Raw genomic sequence first — 16,786 nt, 5'->3', positions numbered from 1 at the left:
GGCTTCCCGAAGCCGAGAACGCATTTACCTCGTTCAGCACAGCCACCACCTCCGGAGCGTCCCCGCGACTGACCACCCCATGCTCGCCCATCCATGCCACACACAGGGGCTCCTCGCCCGACCCGGGCCCCGGCTTACGGAATTGCGCCGGACGTCGCGACGAGCACCACCTGGACTCGGGGCCGGACGACACGGTGCTGGAGATCGGTACCAGCTCGGGCTACAGCACCGCTCTCCTCGCCCATCGAGTCCGCCCCGACCGTCCGGTCATCGTCGAGATCGACCCCACCTCGCCGATCAAGCTTGCACCGCCCTCGCCGGAAGGGGCCTGCGCCCTGCCGTGGTGACCGCTGACGGGGAACAGGGGTACCCGGCCCGCGCGCCCTGCACCCGGACGCGGCGACGCCAACGAGGATCACCGCTCATGCGGCCCCCGACCAGGCGTGTTGACCGGAATGTGGTGCCGGCTCAGCTCGGAGGCATGACCGGTACCGACGGCGGATCGCCGATCTGGCCGTTGGCGGTTCGGGAGCGGCAGAGCAGGAGCTGCTTCGGCGAGGTGCTCGTGAACGGGGATTGATCGTAGTCTCCGTAGCGCTGCGCGACGTCGAGACCGGCCAGCCGGCAGAGCGCCGAGAGTTCCTCGGGAAAGAAGCAGCGCATGCTGACCTTCTTGGTGCGTACGCACACGCCGTCGCGAAGGTAGTCCAGCGTGAAGCGCAGCACTTGGGCGGCGGCGTCGTAGCTGGTCGCCGCACGCACGTCGAGCCTCGCCCCGTCCCGGTCCACGACCGACTTGTGGTGGTAGGGCGACTCGGGGAGCCGGCACAGCTTGGCCATGTCGGGGTTGAACACATCCAGGATCAGGGTCCCTCCTGGTCGCAGCACGTTTCGCGCCGAGGTGAGGAACGCGACCACGGAATCCAGGTCGTGCAGGTGCTGCATCGCGTTGGTTGCCGAGAACACCAGGGCGAAGCGCCTGTCGGAGCGGATGTCTCGGCAGTCCTGTTCCAGCCACTCGACTGGCAGTCGCTCGTCCTCGGCCCGCTGACGGGCACGCGCGAGCATCGAGGGCATGATGTCAAGCCCTGTGACCTCGACACCCGCCCGCGCGATCGGCAGGGTGATGCGCCCGGTTCCGCAGGCCACCTCCAGGACCGGACCGCCCGCCCGGACCGCTTGGCCGAGGAAGAACGGGATGTCGTGGGTCCGCGCGGCGAACTCCTGATCGTAGAAGTCCGCATCGTCGTATACGGCCAGGTCCTGCAGTGGTCTCATCGTGCCACCGCCGGCGTCGGGCCGAAAGCGTCAGCAAGGCTGGTCAGGACGGAGCCGGACCAACTGCTCTCCCCGAACACACTGACCGGCATGGCAAGCACGCCGCACTCGCGCTGGAGCGTCTGCGCTGGGATTTCCACCGGGAAGAAGTAGTTGCCGGGACACGTCCGGCTCGCCGTGGGAATCGCCCCGAGCACTTCGTCCGGCAACCGTTCGAACAGCCGCTCAGCCCGTGCGGCCAGTTCGTCGACGACCTGCCGGGGCACGTCGCTGTGCTCGGTCAGCAGACGGCCGGCGAGCCTCAGCTGTGCCGACGTCGGCGGATCCGCCCGGAACGCCTCGGCCCATTCGACTTGCCCCGGACCCAGCAGGACCACGCCGAACGTGCGGGGCCACAGCCATCCCTTGGTGACCGAATGCAGCAGGACCGCACGACCGGTGTCCAGCAATCGCCGTGTGGCGGCGGCGAACGGGGCTCCCAGGTCGTAGACGCTGTCGATCAGCAGGCGGCGGAGTGGTGATACCCGCAACCACGAAATCACCGCGTCACACTCGGCATCGGACAGGTATCGGCCGAGCGGCTTACTGGGGTTGGCGAGCAGCAGGTATTCGGGCCGGTCGTCCGCCGGCGACCTCGGCAGGGCCGGCGCCGGTAGCGTCGGGTAGGACGCGGGCGCCAGGCCCGCTGCGCGGGCCAGCTCGAAGTAAACCGGGTACACGTCGCTGGGCAGCCACAACCGCGCTTGCACGGCACGCAGCCAATGGAACACCACGCCGAGCCCGTGCCGGACCCCTCGACAGACCATGGCGTGGCCGGACCACTCTTCCGGCAGCTCGAAGCGCCGCAGCCAGGCACGGGCGAGATCGCACCGGTACACCGTAGTCATGTCGGTCGGTGGTTCCGGTCGCATCGGAGCAAGCGCCCGGTACACGTTGGTCTCGGTGGCGTCCAGAAGCGACGAGGAAGCACTGAGTTGCCGCTTCCGGAATTCCTGGAACTCGTCGAACCTCATGCAGTTGCACCTTCCGGCACGATCTCGCTGGCCCGGTCTTCCAGGGAGGCGTAGCAGCGTCCGTCGGCCATGACGTTCCAACTGCGTGCGATTCCGTTGGTGCGTTCCCAGAGCAGGCTGGGTTCGGTGTAAGCGGCGATCCGCATCGGCCGTCCGTCCCAGCTGCCGTGGTAGACCGGCGCGCCCCAGGGCAGGCGGCTCTCCAGTTCGAGGCCGTGCCGCTCGGCGAACCGGGTGACGATGGACAGCGAAACCTGGTGCTCTCGGCTCCAGACGTTGGCGGCGCGGTCGAAGTAGAGCGACTCGGTGCTGGTGGATACGTAGAGCTCTTTGAAGCAGACTTCCTCGACACCGAGAGCCGCGGCCCACGAAAGGTAGTCGGCGACGTCGGCCGCGTCGGCGACGCCGCCGTGCTGGAGCACGCAGATCAGCCTCATCCGCAGCCCCGGCCAGCGGTCACGTTCCACGCGCCAGGTGTCGATCACAGAGGCCACCGGCGTGCGCAGCATCATCAGCCGCTCGCTGACGGCGTCGTCCTGATGGTGCCGGGAGACCGCCAGCACGCTCAGGCCTGCGGCGCTCAGGGCTGCGAGGCGGCCGGCCCGGTCAGCGTGCCGGCCCTTCGCCAGGGTGTGCGCGTTGGTGATCAGGACGACCTTCGGGAAGGCCGCCGAGCAGGCGGACACCAGTCGCAGCTGCTGTTCGAACGGTATGAGCGTGGGCTCCCCGCCGCCGGTGATCACTGCACGCTCGGCACCCGCCGCACGGGCGCGCTCCAGCCAGTGGGCGACCGCGTCCCACGGGACCCGTGCCGGCGCTTGGTCGCTGGAGATCGAAGCCGAGGAGAAGCAGAACGAACACCGGGCTTGGCAGGCGGAGGCGACCGGCAGAAGCGAAACCGAGCGCGGTCGCGTGTCGGCGTATCGACGCTGTGCCGATCCGTGCAGGTGCAGTGAGGCCGCCATCGCATCCTCGACGGTTGTCGGGCGCAGAGTGAACTCGTCGCCTACTTGGTCGAGCTCGTGGACTTCTGACAACCGGATGCGATCCTCGTGCAGTTCCATGCCGAGGCCGGTCGACACGTTGGACACCAGCTTGTCGGGGTCCACCGTGGTTTCCAGCACCAGCAGCCGGTCGCCGGGAATGGCCAGACGGTCCAGCAAGCGTCGCGCCTTGGCGATGCCGATTCCCAACTCCGCACGGGTGAGCAGGTGGAACCTGTCGAGATAGGTACTCTCCGGAATCCCCGCCTTACCGTATGTGAACGCGTACTTGTCGAAACCCTTCGCGAAGTTCGACAGCACGATGACGTGCAAGCGCTGATTGCTGTGGTTCATCCCGTCATCATGCATGAACAGGCCCCAGTGGGAACTCGCTCCAGACTCCCGCCAATGTGGCGCCTTCACCCTCCACCCGCAGGGGGCCCGCTGGCAGAACACCTCTCAGCGAGGTCGAGGAACTGACTGTGGGCTATCAGTCGGGGACGGCAATGCGGGTTGGCCGCAACACCCGATACGACCCGGTGATCGCGACCTACGCGGATCCGTATCCTCGCCAAGTGCGAATGGACCAAGAAGAGCCTGCGGCTCTTCCTCATCCGCGACTCCGACTCTGGCACCGGCACCCGGCACCCGGCACCCGGCACCCGGCAAGTCTCACCTGCTGATCGCCCTCGGCACCGAAGCCAGGGAGTGGGCGGCGACCTCGGCGACCGTCAGCGTTCCCGCATTCCGGTCCACCACCAGCGCGTCGCCGCCCACTCGAAACACGAGAGTGCCTGGGCGACCGCGTTGGGCCACATCCGCCGGTCTTCGACCCGGCGGATCGCTGCACGAGTCCGCGCGGAGACACCGGGGACCCTCAGAAGCGGATACTGCCATCGTGGCCGCCACCGTTCTGCACGGACGGCCTCAGGACACCTGCGCGGCATCGCCCTTTCGGATCAACATGAAGCCGGCCTGCCACGGCTGGGCACCTGCATGCACGGGCTGTATGCCGGCCGCAGCAGGGGTTCCTGCTATCCGGTTCTCGCGTTCCAGGGGAGCATCGCGAAGTGGTACTGGAGAAGGAACATCTTGCGGTGCCGGTCGTGTCGGCACCGGTCTGCAGGGCGAGGCGGTCGCCGGCCTCTCAGCCGTGTCTGCTGCAGAGGGGAGCCGTGGCCGGGGGGCACGTACCGCGTGTCCGGTGGATTCCGTATTGCCGCGAGCGCCGCTCATCGGGTCGGTTGCCATTCCGGTGTGGTCGGTTCCGCGAACAGGGCTTGCAGGACCGTTTGGGCCTGTTCGCGGAGCCAGGTGTGGGCCCGGTCGTTGTCATGGCGCCGGTGCCAGGCCAGGTAGAGCCCGATCGGCGGCAGTTGCATGGGGGCTGGCAGCGCCAGCAGGCCCAGTTGTCGTCGCGCCGCTCGGGTACTGGCCTCGGGGACGGATACGACCAGGTCAGTGCCGTGGACAAGTCGTAGGGCGGTTGATGCTGTTGGGGCCGCAGCGACGACCACACGCTCCATTCCGAGGCTGGCCAGGACATCGTCGACCGGGTCGCGCAGCCGTCCACGACGCGAGACGGTGACATGCTCGGCCGCAACGTAGCGTTCGACGGTCAGCGGTGCTCCGGCCAAGGGGTGACCTGGGCGTACCGCGACGACGAGGCGGTCCTGCCCGATCTGCCGGTGGCGGACGTCGGGCGCCGCGGGCGTGCCGGTGCCGGACTCCAGGTCCACATCGCCCCGGCGCAGGTCCGGGGTGTCGGCACTGGGCTCGGCGACGAAACGCAGCCGGATGCCCGGGGCCTGGCGGTGCACCGTTGCCAACAGGGCCGGGCCGCAGGCGTCGGCGAGGGCGTCGTGCCAGCGCACCGTGAACACGCGCTCGAGCGTGCTCAGATCCACCTCCCGGTCCGGCGACAGCACCTCGTGCGCCTGCTGCACGAGGTCGTGGACCTGTGCTCGGACGGCGAGAGCGTAGGTGGTGGGGACCATGGTGTGCCCGGAGCGGACCAGGATCTGGTCCCCGGTGACCTTGCGGAGACGGCCCAGCGAGCGGCTCATCGCCGGGGCGGTGACATGGGTGCGAGCCGCCGCGCCGCTCACGCTGCCCTCTTCCAGTAGTGCGTCCAAGGCCGTGAGCAGGTTCAAGTCCAAGTGCATGAGAGTAAATATATAGCTGACCAACATGCACTGGTTGTTAATCAGTGGTCGGTCTACGGTCGAGACCAGACACCAGAGCCGCGGCCATCGCCGCTTCGGTCACTTCCTCTTCAGGAGCACCCCATGTCCTTCGACACGTCTTTCGACCTCGACAACTCCCTGTTGGCCACGGTCACTTCCATCGTTCGAACCGCAGGCGACACACTGCTCGACCGCTTCACCACGCACGCTCGCGGAACGGCTCTCGACGAGATCGTGAAGGAGATCTACGCCAACGACGACGCGGTCCTGAAAGTCATGCGGGAGCCGCTGCTCCTGGCCAGGCCGGGCTCGCAGTGGGCCGAGGACGAACTGGCCGGCGGGGCGCTGCCAGACGGCGAGTGGTGGATCGTCGATCCCGCCGAAGGCAACATCAACCACGTCCACGGCATGCCCGACTGGGCGGTCACCGCCACCTTGGTGCGCGACAACCAGCCGGTCCTGACCGTGGTCCACCTTCCGCTGACCGGCGACACCTACACCGCGATCGCGGGAAGGGGCGCCCACCTCAACGGCGCCGTGCTGCGCGCGTCGGCCAAGACCGACCTGGGCGCGGCCCTGGTCGGCACTGGCCAGGCCAAGCCCGGCGAGGACGCCGACACCTTCCGCAAGATCGGCGAATCCGTCACCGCGATGCTGATCAACGGCCTGGTCGTCCGGGTCTCGGTCCCCGCCACCTTGCAACTCATCCACCTCGCCGCCGGACGGATGGACGCCTTCTGGCAGTTCTCCGACGTCCGCTCCGGACTGGTGGCCGGCGCCCTTCTGGCCATCGAGGCCGGCGGCACCGTCACCGACATCAGCGGCGCGCCCTGGAATCTGGCCAGCCCTGATTTCCTGGCCGCGGCCCCCGGCCTTCACGCCGCCGCCGTCACGGTCCTCGCCCCGCTCGCCTGATCAGCCCTCCCACCACAAGGAGTCCCCCATGAGCACCATCGGCATTCTCGGCACCGGGCGCGTCGGCAGCAACCTCGCCTCTGCCCTCGCCGCCGCCGGACACACCGTCATCCTCGGCCACCGCACCCCCGACGCGGCAGCAGCGGGCAAGGAGGCAGGCATGGACCCCTCGATCCGGTTCGCCGACCAGCGCGCCACCGCGCGCGCCGCCGACATCGTGATCAACGCGACCCCGGGCGACAGCGCGCTGGAACGACTGACGGAACTGCGCACCGAACTCGCCGACAAAATCCTCATCGACGTCTCCAACGCCACCCACGATGCCGCCGACGGACTGCCGGGAGACCTCGTCTACCCCGGCAGCAGCCTGGCCGAACACCTCCAGCAGGCCCTACCCGACACCCGGGTCGTCAAGACCCTCAACACCATGCTCTTCATGGTCATGACGTCGCCACATACGCTGGCCACACCGCCAACGGTCTACCTGTCCGGCGAGGACGACCACGCCAAGAAGACCGTCGGAGCCCTGCTCGGCGACCTCGGCTGGCAGCCGGAATGGATCGAGAACCTCGGCGGCATCACTACCGCCCGCGCCACAGAAGCCCTCATCCTGCTGGTCCCCCACATCGTGCGACGCCATGGATTCCAGCCCTTCGCCGTCTCCCTGACACGCTGACAGCACGCACCACCCCCATCCACCAGCCTGAACGATCCGCTTCCCGCCCCTGCGCGTCCCCCACCACCTGCCAAAAACCGTGAGACCCACGCGGCAGGCAGGGGCAGGATGCCGCCATGGACCGTCAACGGATCGACACGTCAGCACCCTCCAGGTATGGGACGACTACGAGTGGTCCTGGACCGGAAGCCTCTCCCAGTGGGCCCTGGACCACCCCGAGCACCCCGACAACGGAGAAGCCCTCAAGGCAGCGGCCGAACACCGCCACACCTGGCTCCACGGCTACCGGGGCACACTCGGATGCGTCACCCTGCTCCTACGCCGGACGAACTGTTAGCCCTCTGAACATGCCGTACGACACGGGCGTCCCCCGCCACGGGAGGGCTGGCTTTCGGACGCCCTTCGACGGTACGGCCCTCAACCCAGGACCCGCCACGGCTCCCGGCCGTCCTTATCGGGACCAGGTCGTGCCACCGCCGCACGATCGAACTGCTCGTACGCCTCCTGCAGATACTCGGCCGACAGATGGGATCCAGCTGCCAGGGACTCGAAGCTCTGACCGTGCGCGAGCGCCTTCTCGACCGCTTCGTGCAGGCTGATCTGAGTACGCCGGTTGGCCTCGACCAAGTCCACGACCAGATCCACCCAGCGGCCGTCGCGCAGACTGGTGGCCGCATTGCCGGCGATCATGTCAGCGGCCACGGCCAAGTCGGCATCCAGCACCTTCAGATCCTCGGAAATGGGCTTCTTCTTGCCGGAAGTCTTCATGACGGCACAGTAGGCCCCGCCACCCTCCACCCGCAGGGGTCCGCCGCTGAAACTCCTCACGAGGTCCGCCGCCGCAGTTTCACCGTGCCGGCGGCCAAGTGCAATCGTTGGTCCCCCTGCCTACCCACGAGCCCCACAGCCATGCGCTGACCTTCGGCCGTCCCCCCGCATCAACGACCCCACCCGCCGCGGTATCCACCCCGTGCGAGCGTCTTCCAAGGAACTGCCCGGAGGCAGAGTACGGACCACGGTGGCGACCTGTCGTCGCTGGCTTTCCTCAGCCCGATCCGCAGGTCCGGACGGCCGTGGATCATCACCGCGGGCCGTACACGCGGGCCCTCAGCGCAAGCAACTTCGGCGTCGTACTGAACCGCGTCGAAGTGGAGCTCCGGCGGAGGGTGCGGCGGCTCGGCGGTGTGAGACTCCCACGGAACCTCCCGGTCCGACCACTGCACGATCTCCCCGAACCGCTGCACGTTCGCGGTCAGGAAGCCGCAGCAGGTACCGGTGCACTCCGGTTCCCCCAGCGTCTCCGTCGCCGATCTCGACGTCGACGCTGACGGCCACCAGGGCGCGATTCGGTGCTGGGACGGCGCTCCCGGAGAGTTCGTCCAATGGTTTGGCGGCGGCGAAGCGGAAGGCTATGCGGGCACGCTTGGTTCTGCGAGGGCTCGAAGTCGGCGTCCGGACAGATGATGGCCGGCTTTCTCTCCGGCCGCGCGCAACCCTGCGGGATACGGGGGACGACCTTCGACCGGCCGGCCCGCCGTCTACGTGCGGGGCTACGGGCTTTCACGGATGCGCTGTCGGCGCCTGCTCCGGCACAGTGATCCTCGCGCGTCTGCGTTCCCGGCTTGCGGCGCGCGCCGCAATCCCTCGGTGCCGGCGGAGGGCCGGTGGGTGGTGAGGAGGGTGATCGCAGAAAGCTGCAGGGCTGTCCTCCCGCTGTCGACGCCCCTTTCCCCGACGTCGTGCAGCCGACGTGCCTGGTGCCGTCCGATCCGCGACCCGGCATCGAGCACACGACGTCACACTTCCGGCCCGGGTGCTTCGGCCTGGGACGACATACCACTGAACGACATGCCACTGGTTCCCAAAGATCCTTCCCACCCGCCACTCTGCCCACCTTCGTTCGACCCTCAGGAGGATCCGTTGCTCGACGCCATCGGTATGGCGCTTGCGAGTCAGGAGTTCTACGCCCCGCTGGCAACCATCAGCGACACCGGACAGCGGCTCGCCCCTGCGCAGGTGGCCGATGGATGGCTGAGCACCGGCAAGGACATCTGGACGGCGTGGAGCCACCCCTCTCTCCGACGGGCCGCTCAAGGCTGGAAGATCCACGTGTCCGCGCGCCTGGACCGCACACAGGACGTCCTCGACGCTGTAGCACATACCTGCTTCGCTGAGCGGGTGCCGTTCAAGCACGTCAGCGCCCAGAAGTTCTTCCTGGCACTGCACCACAAGCACGCGGACCGTGCACAGGCCGGCAAGTTCTGCGCCCTCTACCCGCAGGACACCGAGACGGCCCACCGCCTCCTGGCCGTCCTTTCGGCCGCGCTGGAAGGCGAGGAGGGCCCGTACATCCTGTCCGACCGCCGCTACCGGGATTCTCGGACCGTCCACTACCGCTACGGCGCGTTCAGCCACCGCAGCCGGCTACGCCTGGACGGCAGCAGAGAACCGGTCATCCGTGACGGCTTCGGACGCGACGTGCCGGACCAACGCCGACCCGCGTTCATCCTTCCCGACGGCGTCACCGATCCCTTCGTCGCCCAGGAGCCCGCACCGCACTCCGGGCCGATCGTCATCCGCCACTACGAGATCGCCAAGGTACTGCAGCCCAGCAACGCCGGAGGGGCATATCAGGCGGTGGACCGCCGCACCGGACGCGCTGTCTTCATCAAGGAAGCACGCGCCCACAACGGCTATACCTGGGACGGCGTCAGCGCGCGGCAGAGACTGCGCCGCGAATACGACGTCCTCACCGCCCTCCACGCGGCGGCCCCCGGGGTATGCCCGCAGCCCCTGGACCACTTCACCGAGTGGGAACACGACTTCCTGGTCACAGAGTTCATCGACGGCATCTCGCTGCACCATTGGGTGGCCCGGAACTCACCCACCACCAAGGCCGAGTGGCCCAACCGCGACTCCGCGAGCTACTTCAAGGCCTGCCGCCGAATCCTGCGCAGCCTGGACGAGTCCCTTTCCCACCTTCACTCCCGGGGCTACCGCTTCGGGGACCTCAGTCCCGCCAACGTCATCGTCACCGCCGACCTGCGGGCCAGACTCATCGATTTCGAGGCCGCCACACCGCTGACTCAGCCGGCGGCCGCCATGGGCACCCCCGGGTTCACCCTCCCCCGCGGCCTCGCCGACGCCGACACGGACCCGCTCCTGCACGACCGGTACGCCATGGCCGCACTCACGCTGTCCCTCTTCGCTCCACCCCTCCAAGGAGCAGCGGAGCGTCAATCGTCCCAACTCGCGCTGTTGCGACGTGATCTGACGGCCACTGCGGCAGTGCCGGCGGACTTGTGGGCTCGCGCGACCGCCTTCCAGCGTACGGACAGCGGCAGTTCCGCGGCATTGCCCGACCCGTCCGACGTGGACGCCGATCCCGAAGGCTGCCTCGCCGATCTCGCCGCGAGGGTAGCCATCGGACTGCTCGATGCGGCCGACACCCGTCGATCCGACTGGGTCTTCCCACCCTCACCCCAGGCATTCCACACCAACACCGTCTGCGTTGCCTACGGAACCTCGGGGGTGGTACACGCCCTGCACCGGGCGGGCGTGCCCATCCCTGAGGAGATCGAGAAGCGATTACTGGTCGACTCCCTGGCACTGCGCGATGAACTGCCACCCGGCCTGAACGCGGGATCAGCAGGCATCGCCCGGGTCCTGGCGCAGCTCGGCCGCCTGGACGAGGCGACCGAACTCCTGCAGACCGCCGAGAACCATCCCCTGACCCGCACCTGCACCACACTGGCCGACGGCCGGGCCGGAATCGGCCTGAGCTGGCTGGCCCTGCACCGGCGCACACGCGACAACCGGCACCTGGAGCTGGCCGCGGCAGCCGGAGACGCGATCGTGCGCACCACCGACCTGGTGCCGACCCTCGGCGACCACGACGCCAGAGGGCTGTTCCACGGCCGCTCCGGCCTTGCCCTCTTCCTGCACCAACTGGCCGACGCAACAGGTCGGACCTCCTACCTCACAGCAGGCCGTCACCTGATCCACGAAGAACTCGACCGCGCGCTCCATTTGCCCGACGGAGGCCTGTCCTTCGCCGACAATGCCGTGATCAGGCGTGCCATGCCCTACCTGTCCGTCGGCTCGGCGGGCGTGGCCACGGTCCTCACCCGCTATGTGGCGACCTCGCCGGACGACCGCTGCGTCGCGGCACTGCCGCTGCTCGTCGCCGATGCCCGGAAGACCTGCGCCATGGAACCGGGCTGGTCCACAGGACTGGCCGGGCTGACCTACTTTCTCGCCGAGCACGCCGAACTGACCGGCCGACCGGACGACCGTGAAGCCGCCGTACGGGTCGCCACCGGACTGCTGAAACACGCCCAGCCCCATGGCCAGGGTGTCCGCTACCTCGGCGCGGGCGGCATGCGATGCACCGCCGACCTGACTTGGGGCGCCGCAGGAGTGCTTCTGGCACTGCAACGTGTCCTGCACGGCCCCGAGGACGAGTTGTTCACCTTGGACCACGGGCATCCCATCCACCCTGAGGTCCCCTCTCGAAAGTGAAGGAACGCCGGTATGAACCAGATTCTCGCTCTGCAGGAACTCACCGTCGAGGTCGACGCCGAACAGGAAGGGGCCTTCTGGCCCCCCTGCTTCAGCATCCACGAAAGCCTGTGGACCAACCCGACCACCACAACCATGTGATCGGTGGCGGACCGTCGGCATGCCCGACGGTCCGCTCCTTCCTCCATCAACAGCGCATCGGGCAGCATGCACCGGGCACACCGGCTTCCAGCGTCGGGCGTGCCCGTACGGCCGTGGTCCGCCAGGTCCGCCGTGATCCCGGCGGTATCTGTCATGACCTGTGGGCGGACCAGTTCGGCCAGGTCCACGAGCAGGCGGGCACCGCCGTCCGCGGCGATGCGGCGGCGCCGTTCCCACATCGCTGTGGCCCTGGGCCTGCCAGCGGCGCGCGCTGAACCGACGGAGCGGCACGCATCGACAGTACGCCTCCCCCAGGCTCTGACCGCAGACGGCGTACTCCTGCGCGGCCGCCTCCAGGAGAATTCGTGCGCCTGGGATGTCGAGAACGTGCGGCCGGCTCCGTCCCAGGGGCACGAGAGGCCGCGAACCGGCCGCTCCACGACCTCGACGAAGGAGCGATCACCATGCAGCCGACCCAGATCACCGAGATCCTGAACCGCCCGATCAGCCAGGATCTGCTGGCCCGCGACCTGACCCGGCTGGCCTACGTCGCCACGGACGGCACCCCGCGCAGTATCCCGATCGCGTTCACCTGGAACGGCTCGCAGATCGTCCTGTGCACCACGAAGAACGCCGCGAAACTGCCCGCACTGCGCGAGAACCCGATCGTTGCCCTGACCATCGACACCGAGGTCCACCCACCGAAGATCCTGCTCCTGCGCGGGCGCGCCGAGCTGGACGTCGTCGACGGCATCCCGGAGGAGTACCTCCAGATGAACGGCAGCTACGCGATGACACCCGAGCAGCGCACCGAGTGGGAGGCCGAGGTCCGCTCCCTCTACGACGGCATGGTCCGCATCGTCATCACCCCGACCTGGGCGAAACTCATCGACTTCGAAACCACCCTGCCCACCGCCGTCGAGGAGCTGATCCGACAGCGCGCCGAACGTCAGTGCGCCTGAGATCACCGCCTTCGCAAAACGCGTGGCAGTTCTGCGGTACGAGATCAGGAAATGGGCCGAGGCTCCGCTCCATCGAAGAATCCGAACGCCTGCGATGCTGCTCGTTTCGAGCAGCGACCGGCGTCCTCTCTTCCGCTACCGGCTGCCGGCCCTCACATCGGGCTCCGCACATCGCGGCTCGCCGCACCACCGCGGCACAATCCCGGTTCCAACTCGACCGGACAGGCCCTAACGTGGCGGAAATGACGGACCAACTGACACCCATGCCCGATGACTGGCAACGCGCACTGGCCATCGTCGCCCACCCCGACGACCTGGAGTACGGAGCCGCCGCGGCGATCGCCCAGTGGACCGCAGCGGGACGCGAGATCACCTATCTGCTGGTCACCCGCGGCGAGGCCGGGATCGACAGCCTCGAGCCAAAGGAGTCGGCCCGGATCCGCGAGGCCGAACAGCGGGCCAGCGCGGCCGTGGTCGGTGTCACGGCGGTGGAATTCCTCGACCACCCAGACGGCGTCATCCAGGACGGCCTCGAACTGCGCCGCGACCTGGCCGCGGCGGTGCGCAGGCACCGGCCCGAGCTGCTCATCACGCTCAACCACCACGACACTTGGGGCGGCACGGCCTGGAACTCCCCCGACCACCGAATCGTCGGCCGCGCCACGCTCGACGCGGCGGGCGACGCGGGCAACCGCTGGATCTTCCCCGACCTGCCGGACGCGCCGTGGGACGGCGTGCGGTGGGTGGCTGTGGCCGGGTCCCCCCAGGCCACGCACGCGGTGGAGGCCACGCCGTCGGGAGCGGAGCGGGCGGTGGCTTCACTGGCGGAGCACCGGGCGTACATCACGGCGCTCTCCGACCAGTCCCCGAAGGACTACGCCCAGTCCTTCCTCCAGGGCATGCTCGACATGGCCGCCCCACGCTTCGGGGGCGTTCCAGCGGTGACGTTCCAGGTCTACCCCCGCTAGTTGCCGGATCAAGGAGCGTTTGCCCTGCCATCGAGGACGAGCAGCCCGTCATCTCCGCCTGGAACGTCCCATAGCCGCAGACCACCCGCTCCACGCCTGCCGCACGTGACTGTGCCCCGGCGCGCATCCGGCGCCGGGGCACAGTCGAGGTCGATCACCGGGGACTAGCGCACCGTCACGTTGAAGACGGGGGAGGCCGTGTTCCCACTGACGATGCGCAGGCTGTTCTTGCCCTTGAGGCCGAGCTTGACGCCCAGCGAGTAGGCGCCGTTGCGCGCGACGGGGACGGAGGCGGGCAGCGTGACCCACTTGCTGCCCTGCCTCTGCTGCAAGGTCACCTTGGTGCCCGCCTTGAGGCCGGTCGTCGTGCCGGTGACACGGAACAGCTGCCACGCCTTGACGGAGCCCACCGACGGCTTCGCACTGATGGTGGCCTTGGCGGCGAGTGACTTCTGCGCGACGGAGGTGCTGGCCGTGGCCGGAGTCGCGGCCATCGCGGCGGTGCCTGCCAGAGCGACGGAGGCTGCCGCGATGCCGCTGACTACGGCGATACGCAGGGAGTTCCGCTTAGTGACGATCATGGTGGGCCCCTCCAGTGAAGCTGTCGGTTGTCACACAAAGGCAAGACAAATGCCATTGGTGTGGTTCTCACCAGAAGAGATGTTCCGTCACGCGAATGCGTTGTCGACGCGGTGTCACTGTCCTGTAACAGGCACGGCCGGCTCCGTTCACGTGTCGTGCGATCGCGCGAAGGTGTCACCGCGCTCGATGCGTTCGTGGATTTGCTGGTGGCGTTCACGGGTGCGGGTGACCAGAGGCCGTGGCCGTCCACGGATGTCCAGTTCCGTGTGGTCTGGGTTCTCCTGAGGCCGGCTGTCTTCAGTCTGATCGTGATGGTAGGTGAGAGGTTCTCGCAGGTCGGCACGGTGTCGGCCTACAACGCGTTCGACTGCTTCGGCCAGATTGTGCAAGAGGTGCCAGGCGTCGGCCACCTGCTGGGCCTGCGGGGCGCCCGCCTGGGCTCCGTCACGGAATGAACCGGCACGGTCGCGGCAGATGATCCGCACTTCGGGATGGTTCCGCATCCATGATGCGAAGGTGTTCGCGCCGCGATCGGCGAGAACGTCGATCGGGAGGTGGGTGGACATGTCGATGAGGATCGTTGCGTAGGTCCGCCCGCGCCGCAGGGCGAACTCGTCGACACCAAGAAGCGGGACATGGGCCGAGGACGGGAGTGGCAGGGCGCGGATGAGCCGGAGCAGGGTGTCCTTGCAGGTGCCGATGGACATGCGTTCGGACAGGCGTGCTCCTGCCCTGCCGCCCAGGAACAGGGCCAGGTCGGCGAGCTGGGCGGTGAGAGCGTCCGTGCGGCGTGCGTACCGACGCGTCAGGGCCGGTATCTGCTCGGTGAAAGTGCGGCGGTCACACTGATCGTTGTCACACAGGAGTCGGCGGGCCTGAAGTTCAAGTCGTACACGCTTGCCTGCCACCGGACGATCCGCCAGAGTCCGCGGGTAGTAGCAGTGCACCCTCGCGGATCTCCGTCCACAGTCGGGACATGCTGCCGACGCGGCCTGAGACCTTACGGCGAGCCGGACCTCCGTCTCCGTGAGTATCACTCGATCGATCTGAACCTCGGCACCGGGCAGCAGAACGTCCGCGATGCGGACCCCACCCATCACACAGAATTGATGCCCAACCACCCCCAAAATAGCGACAGAGCGCAGAACCTGAGCCAGAACCCGTGAAGTAGCAGCGATTGGTCAAGGGTTTGGGCAGCAGGGGGCGATCTTGTGTGCTCCGGATGTCCACCAGAAATGACGTCATCCGACGACCGAGATCGCCTCAAGGGGACGGGATGCCGGTTCTGCGCCTCGGCCGATGATCCGGGCTGGTTCGCGAACCGTTGGCCGATCCGTTCGAGGAACTCCTGCAGGCTGGTCGCGGCGACACAGAAAGAGGCGACCATGGTCACTACCGGGTCGAGCACATGTCGGATCACGGCGGTCGAGCGGCAGCTTCTAGGATCTGAGACATGGCAACAAGACTCGTACAGATTAATATGAAGGCCCAGGACGACTCCGTGCTCGGCCGGTTCTGGGCGGAGGCACTCGGTTGGGGTGTCGACAGCGAGGGACCTGGCGTGACCAACCTCGAACCCGTGGGCTTCGTCTACCCCGACCCCGTGGCCGTCTGCATCGACATCGTCGCCCGCCCGGAACCCAAAACGGTGAAGAACCGGGTGCACCTTGATCTGGCCACCACCTCGACCGCCCATCAGGCGGAGTTGGTCGCGCGCCTGAAGGATCTCGGCGCGACGCTCGCCGACGTGGGTCAGGGTGACGTCCCCTGGACGGTCATGGCCGACCCGGAAGGCAACGAGTTCTGCGTCCTGGAGCCCCGTCCGATCTACCAGGACACCGGGCCGATCGCCGCGGTGGTGGTCGACTGCACCGACCCACGAGGGATGGCCCGGTTCTGGGGCGAGACGATGGACTGGACGCTGCTCGAGGTCACCGACGACCATGCGACCATGCGTTCCGCCAAGGGCGTCGGGCCCTACCTGGAGTTCCTCCGCACCCCCGATACCAAGAGCGTGTGGAACCGCGTCCACCTCGACGTGTGCCCCTACCCCGGTGACGACCTGGGAGCAGAGGAAGCCCGACTGCGCGCTCTGGGCGCCACCGACCCTGGTATCGACCGGTCCGCAATCTCCTGGACGGTTCTGGCCGATCCGGAAGGCAACGAGTTCTGCCTCCTCTCCCCTCGCTGACCTTGAGCAACGGCTCCGGCCGTTTCGGTTCAGCGGCGAGGTCCGCGTGGCGTCAGCGCATGCCGCCGGTGAGGGGGATGGTGTCCCCGGGTGATCCAGCGCGCGTCAGTGGACGCCAGGAAGGCCACGAGCGGGCCGCCGCTCCCTCTACGACTCCTACCTGGCGGCCCTGGCACAGACCCGGCACACCTGTCGCGTTGCCGTGCGCGAGCCAGACCCATATCCGCAGCGGCGCAGGCGTGCCGTGTGGGAATCCTTCGAAGCATGCACAGCCCTGCGCTACGAAGTATCGATCTGCGCGCCTCGCTACATCGTCGGGCCGGCGGATGACACATTCCGCCGGCTCCGCGACCTGCGCGACGTGGTCGCC

General features: G+C 68.1%; 15 protein-coding genes. 8 read left to right on the top strand and 7 right to left on the bottom strand.

Annotated elements, in window-relative coordinates:
- Positions 1 to 194: 194 nt before the first annotated feature.
- Positions 195 to 347, top strand: a complete 153-nt coding sequence (locus G3I60_RS20785) for a hypothetical protein (protein ID WP_164294481.1) — start codon at positions 195 to 197, stop codon at positions 345 to 347.
- 121 nt (positions 348 to 468) lie between these two features.
- On the opposite strand, the gene G3I60_RS20780 is transcribed toward G3I60_RS20785, so the two are convergent.
- The 4 genes from G3I60_RS20780 to G3I60_RS20765 all read right to left on the bottom strand — a co-directional run bounded on the left by G3I60_RS20780 (position 469) and on the right by G3I60_RS20765 (position 5,439).
- Entirely contained in the window at positions 469 to 1,278 is an 810-nt protein-coding gene (locus G3I60_RS20780) for a class I SAM-dependent methyltransferase (RefSeq protein WP_164294480.1), read from the bottom strand.
- Positions 1,275 to 2,291 (bottom strand): aminotransferase class I/II-fold pyridoxal phosphate-dependent enzyme, encoded by a 1,017-nt coding sequence (locus G3I60_RS20775; RefSeq protein ID WP_164607612.1) that lies wholly within the window; start codon positions 2,289 to 2,291, stop codon positions 1,275 to 1,277. The genes G3I60_RS20780 and G3I60_RS20775 overlap by 4 nt, the downstream gene beginning before the upstream one ends.
- The gene (locus tag G3I60_RS20770; protein WP_164294478.1) at positions 2,288 to 3,643 is read right to left on the bottom strand and encodes a radical SAM protein; all 1,356 of its coding nucleotides are present in this window, start codon (positions 3,641 to 3,643) and stop codon (positions 2,288 to 2,290) included. Before G3I60_RS20770 ends, G3I60_RS20775 begins: the two co-directional genes overlap by 4 nt.
- An 863-nt stretch (positions 3,644 to 4,506) precedes the next feature.
- The gene (locus tag G3I60_RS20765; RefSeq protein ID WP_164294477.1) at positions 4,507 to 5,439 is read right to left on the bottom strand and encodes a LysR family transcriptional regulator; all 933 of its coding nucleotides are present in this window, start codon (positions 5,437 to 5,439) and stop codon (positions 4,507 to 4,509) included.
- 123 nt (positions 5,440 to 5,562) lie between these two features.
- Here G3I60_RS20765 and G3I60_RS20760 point away from each other — a divergent pair, with 123 nt between their 5' ends.
- A complete protein-coding gene (locus G3I60_RS20760; protein WP_138355338.1) occupies positions 5,563 to 6,375 on the top strand; it encodes an inositol monophosphatase family protein in 813 nt (270 codons plus the stop codon).
- The gene (locus G3I60_RS20755; protein ID WP_343241104.1) at positions 6,296 to 7,051 is read left to right on the top strand and encodes an NAD(P)-binding domain-containing protein; all 756 of its coding nucleotides are present in this window, start codon (positions 6,296 to 6,298) and stop codon (positions 7,049 to 7,051) included. The genes G3I60_RS20760 and G3I60_RS20755 overlap by 80 nt, the downstream gene beginning before the upstream one ends.
- 417 nt (positions 7,052 to 7,468) lie before the next feature.
- On the opposite strand, the gene G3I60_RS20750 is transcribed toward G3I60_RS20755, so the two are convergent.
- Positions 7,469 to 7,819 (bottom strand): hypothetical protein, encoded by a 351-nt coding sequence (locus G3I60_RS20750; RefSeq protein ID WP_164294475.1) that lies wholly within the window; start codon positions 7,817 to 7,819, stop codon positions 7,469 to 7,471.
- 1,152 nt (positions 7,820 to 8,971) lie between these two features.
- Here G3I60_RS20750 and lanKC point away from each other — a divergent pair.
- From lanKC to G3I60_RS20735, 4 genes are all read left to right on the top strand, one after another.
- Entirely contained in the window at positions 8,972 to 11,572 is a 2,601-nt protein-coding gene (gene lanKC / locus G3I60_RS20745) for a class III lanthionine synthetase LanKC (RefSeq protein WP_164294474.1), read from the top strand.
- 12 nt (positions 11,573 to 11,584) lie between these two features.
- On the top strand, positions 11,585 to 11,713 hold the full coding sequence (locus G3I60_RS46450) for a hypothetical protein (protein WP_269287099.1): 129 nt from the start codon (positions 11,585 to 11,587) through the stop codon (positions 11,711 to 11,713).
- Positions 11,714 to 12,177: 464 nt separating this feature from the next.
- Positions 12,178 to 12,675 carry a pyridoxamine 5'-phosphate oxidase family protein gene (locus G3I60_RS20740; RefSeq protein ID WP_164294473.1) on the top strand — a complete coding sequence of 166 codons (498 nt, stop codon included), beginning with the start codon at positions 12,178 to 12,180 and terminating at the stop codon, positions 12,673 to 12,675.
- Positions 12,676 to 12,917: 242 nt separating this feature from the next.
- Positions 12,918 to 13,643, top strand: a complete 726-nt coding sequence (locus G3I60_RS20735; protein ID WP_164294472.1) for a PIG-L deacetylase family protein — start codon at positions 12,918 to 12,920, stop codon at positions 13,641 to 13,643.
- Positions 13,644 to 13,807: 164 nt separating this feature from the next.
- On the opposite strand, the gene G3I60_RS20730 is transcribed toward G3I60_RS20735, so the two are convergent.
- The gene (locus G3I60_RS20730; protein WP_164294471.1) at positions 13,808 to 14,224 is read right to left on the bottom strand and encodes a hypothetical protein; all 417 of its coding nucleotides are present in this window, start codon (positions 14,222 to 14,224) and stop codon (positions 13,808 to 13,810) included.
- A 147-nt stretch (positions 14,225 to 14,371) separates the two neighbouring features.
- A complete protein-coding gene (locus G3I60_RS20725; protein ID WP_239070049.1) occupies positions 14,372 to 15,322 on the bottom strand; it encodes an ISL3 family transposase in 951 nt (316 codons plus the stop codon).
- Between the two features lie 356 nt (positions 15,323 to 15,678).
- Between G3I60_RS20725 and G3I60_RS20720 the strand changes: the two genes are divergently transcribed.
- Positions 15,679 to 16,416, top strand: a complete 738-nt coding sequence (locus G3I60_RS20720; RefSeq protein WP_164294469.1) for a VOC family protein — start codon at positions 15,679 to 15,681, stop codon at positions 16,414 to 16,416.
- The last annotated feature ends 370 nt before the right edge of the window (positions 16,417 to 16,786 follow it).

Source organism: Streptomyces sp. SID13666 (assembly GCF_010548325.1).
Lineage (GTDB): Bacteria > Actinomycetota > Actinomycetes > Streptomycetales > Streptomycetaceae > Actinacidiphila > Actinacidiphila fildesensis.
This window is presented reverse-complemented; position numbering and strand designations above follow the sequence as displayed.

Excerpts from the sequence above, each read along its gene's own strand:
- G3I60_RS20780 (WP_164294480.1), bottom strand. The coding sequence starts at position 1,278 with ATGAGACCACTGCAGGACCTGGCCGTATACGACGATGCGGACTTCTAC.
- G3I60_RS20775 (WP_164607612.1), bottom strand. The coding sequence starts at position 2,291 with ATGAGGTTCGACGAGTTCCAGGAATTCCGGAAGCGGCAACTCAGTGCT.
- G3I60_RS20770 (WP_164294478.1), bottom strand. The coding sequence starts at position 3,643 with ATGCATGATGACGGGATGAACCACAGCAATCAGCGCTTGCACGTCATC.
- G3I60_RS20765 (WP_164294477.1), bottom strand. The coding sequence starts at position 5,439 with ATGCACTTGGACTTGAACCTGCTCACGGCCTTGGACGCACTACTGGAA.
- G3I60_RS20760 (WP_138355338.1), top strand. The coding sequence starts at position 5,563 with ATGTCCTTCGACACGTCTTTCGACCTCGACAACTCCCTGTTGGCCACG.
- G3I60_RS20750 (WP_164294475.1), bottom strand. The coding sequence starts at position 7,819 with ATGAAGACTTCCGGCAAGAAGAAGCCCATTTCCGAGGATCTGAAGGTG.
- G3I60_RS46450 (WP_269287099.1), top strand. The coding sequence starts at position 11,585 with ATGAACCAGATTCTCGCTCTGCAGGAACTCACCGTCGAGGTCGACGCC.
- G3I60_RS20740 (WP_164294473.1), top strand. The coding sequence starts at position 12,178 with ATGCAGCCGACCCAGATCACCGAGATCCTGAACCGCCCGATCAGCCAG.
- G3I60_RS20735 (WP_164294472.1), top strand. The coding sequence starts at position 12,918 with ATGACGGACCAACTGACACCCATGCCCGATGACTGGCAACGCGCACTG.
- G3I60_RS20730 (WP_164294471.1), bottom strand. The coding sequence starts at position 14,224 with ATGATCGTCACTAAGCGGAACTCCCTGCGTATCGCCGTAGTCAGCGGC.
- G3I60_RS20725 (WP_239070049.1), bottom strand. The coding sequence starts at position 15,322 with ATGGGTGGGGTCCGCATCGCGGACGTTCTGCTGCCCGGTGCCGAGGTT.
- G3I60_RS20720 (WP_164294469.1), top strand. The coding sequence starts at position 15,679 with ATGGCAACAAGACTCGTACAGATTAATATGAAGGCCCAGGACGACTCC.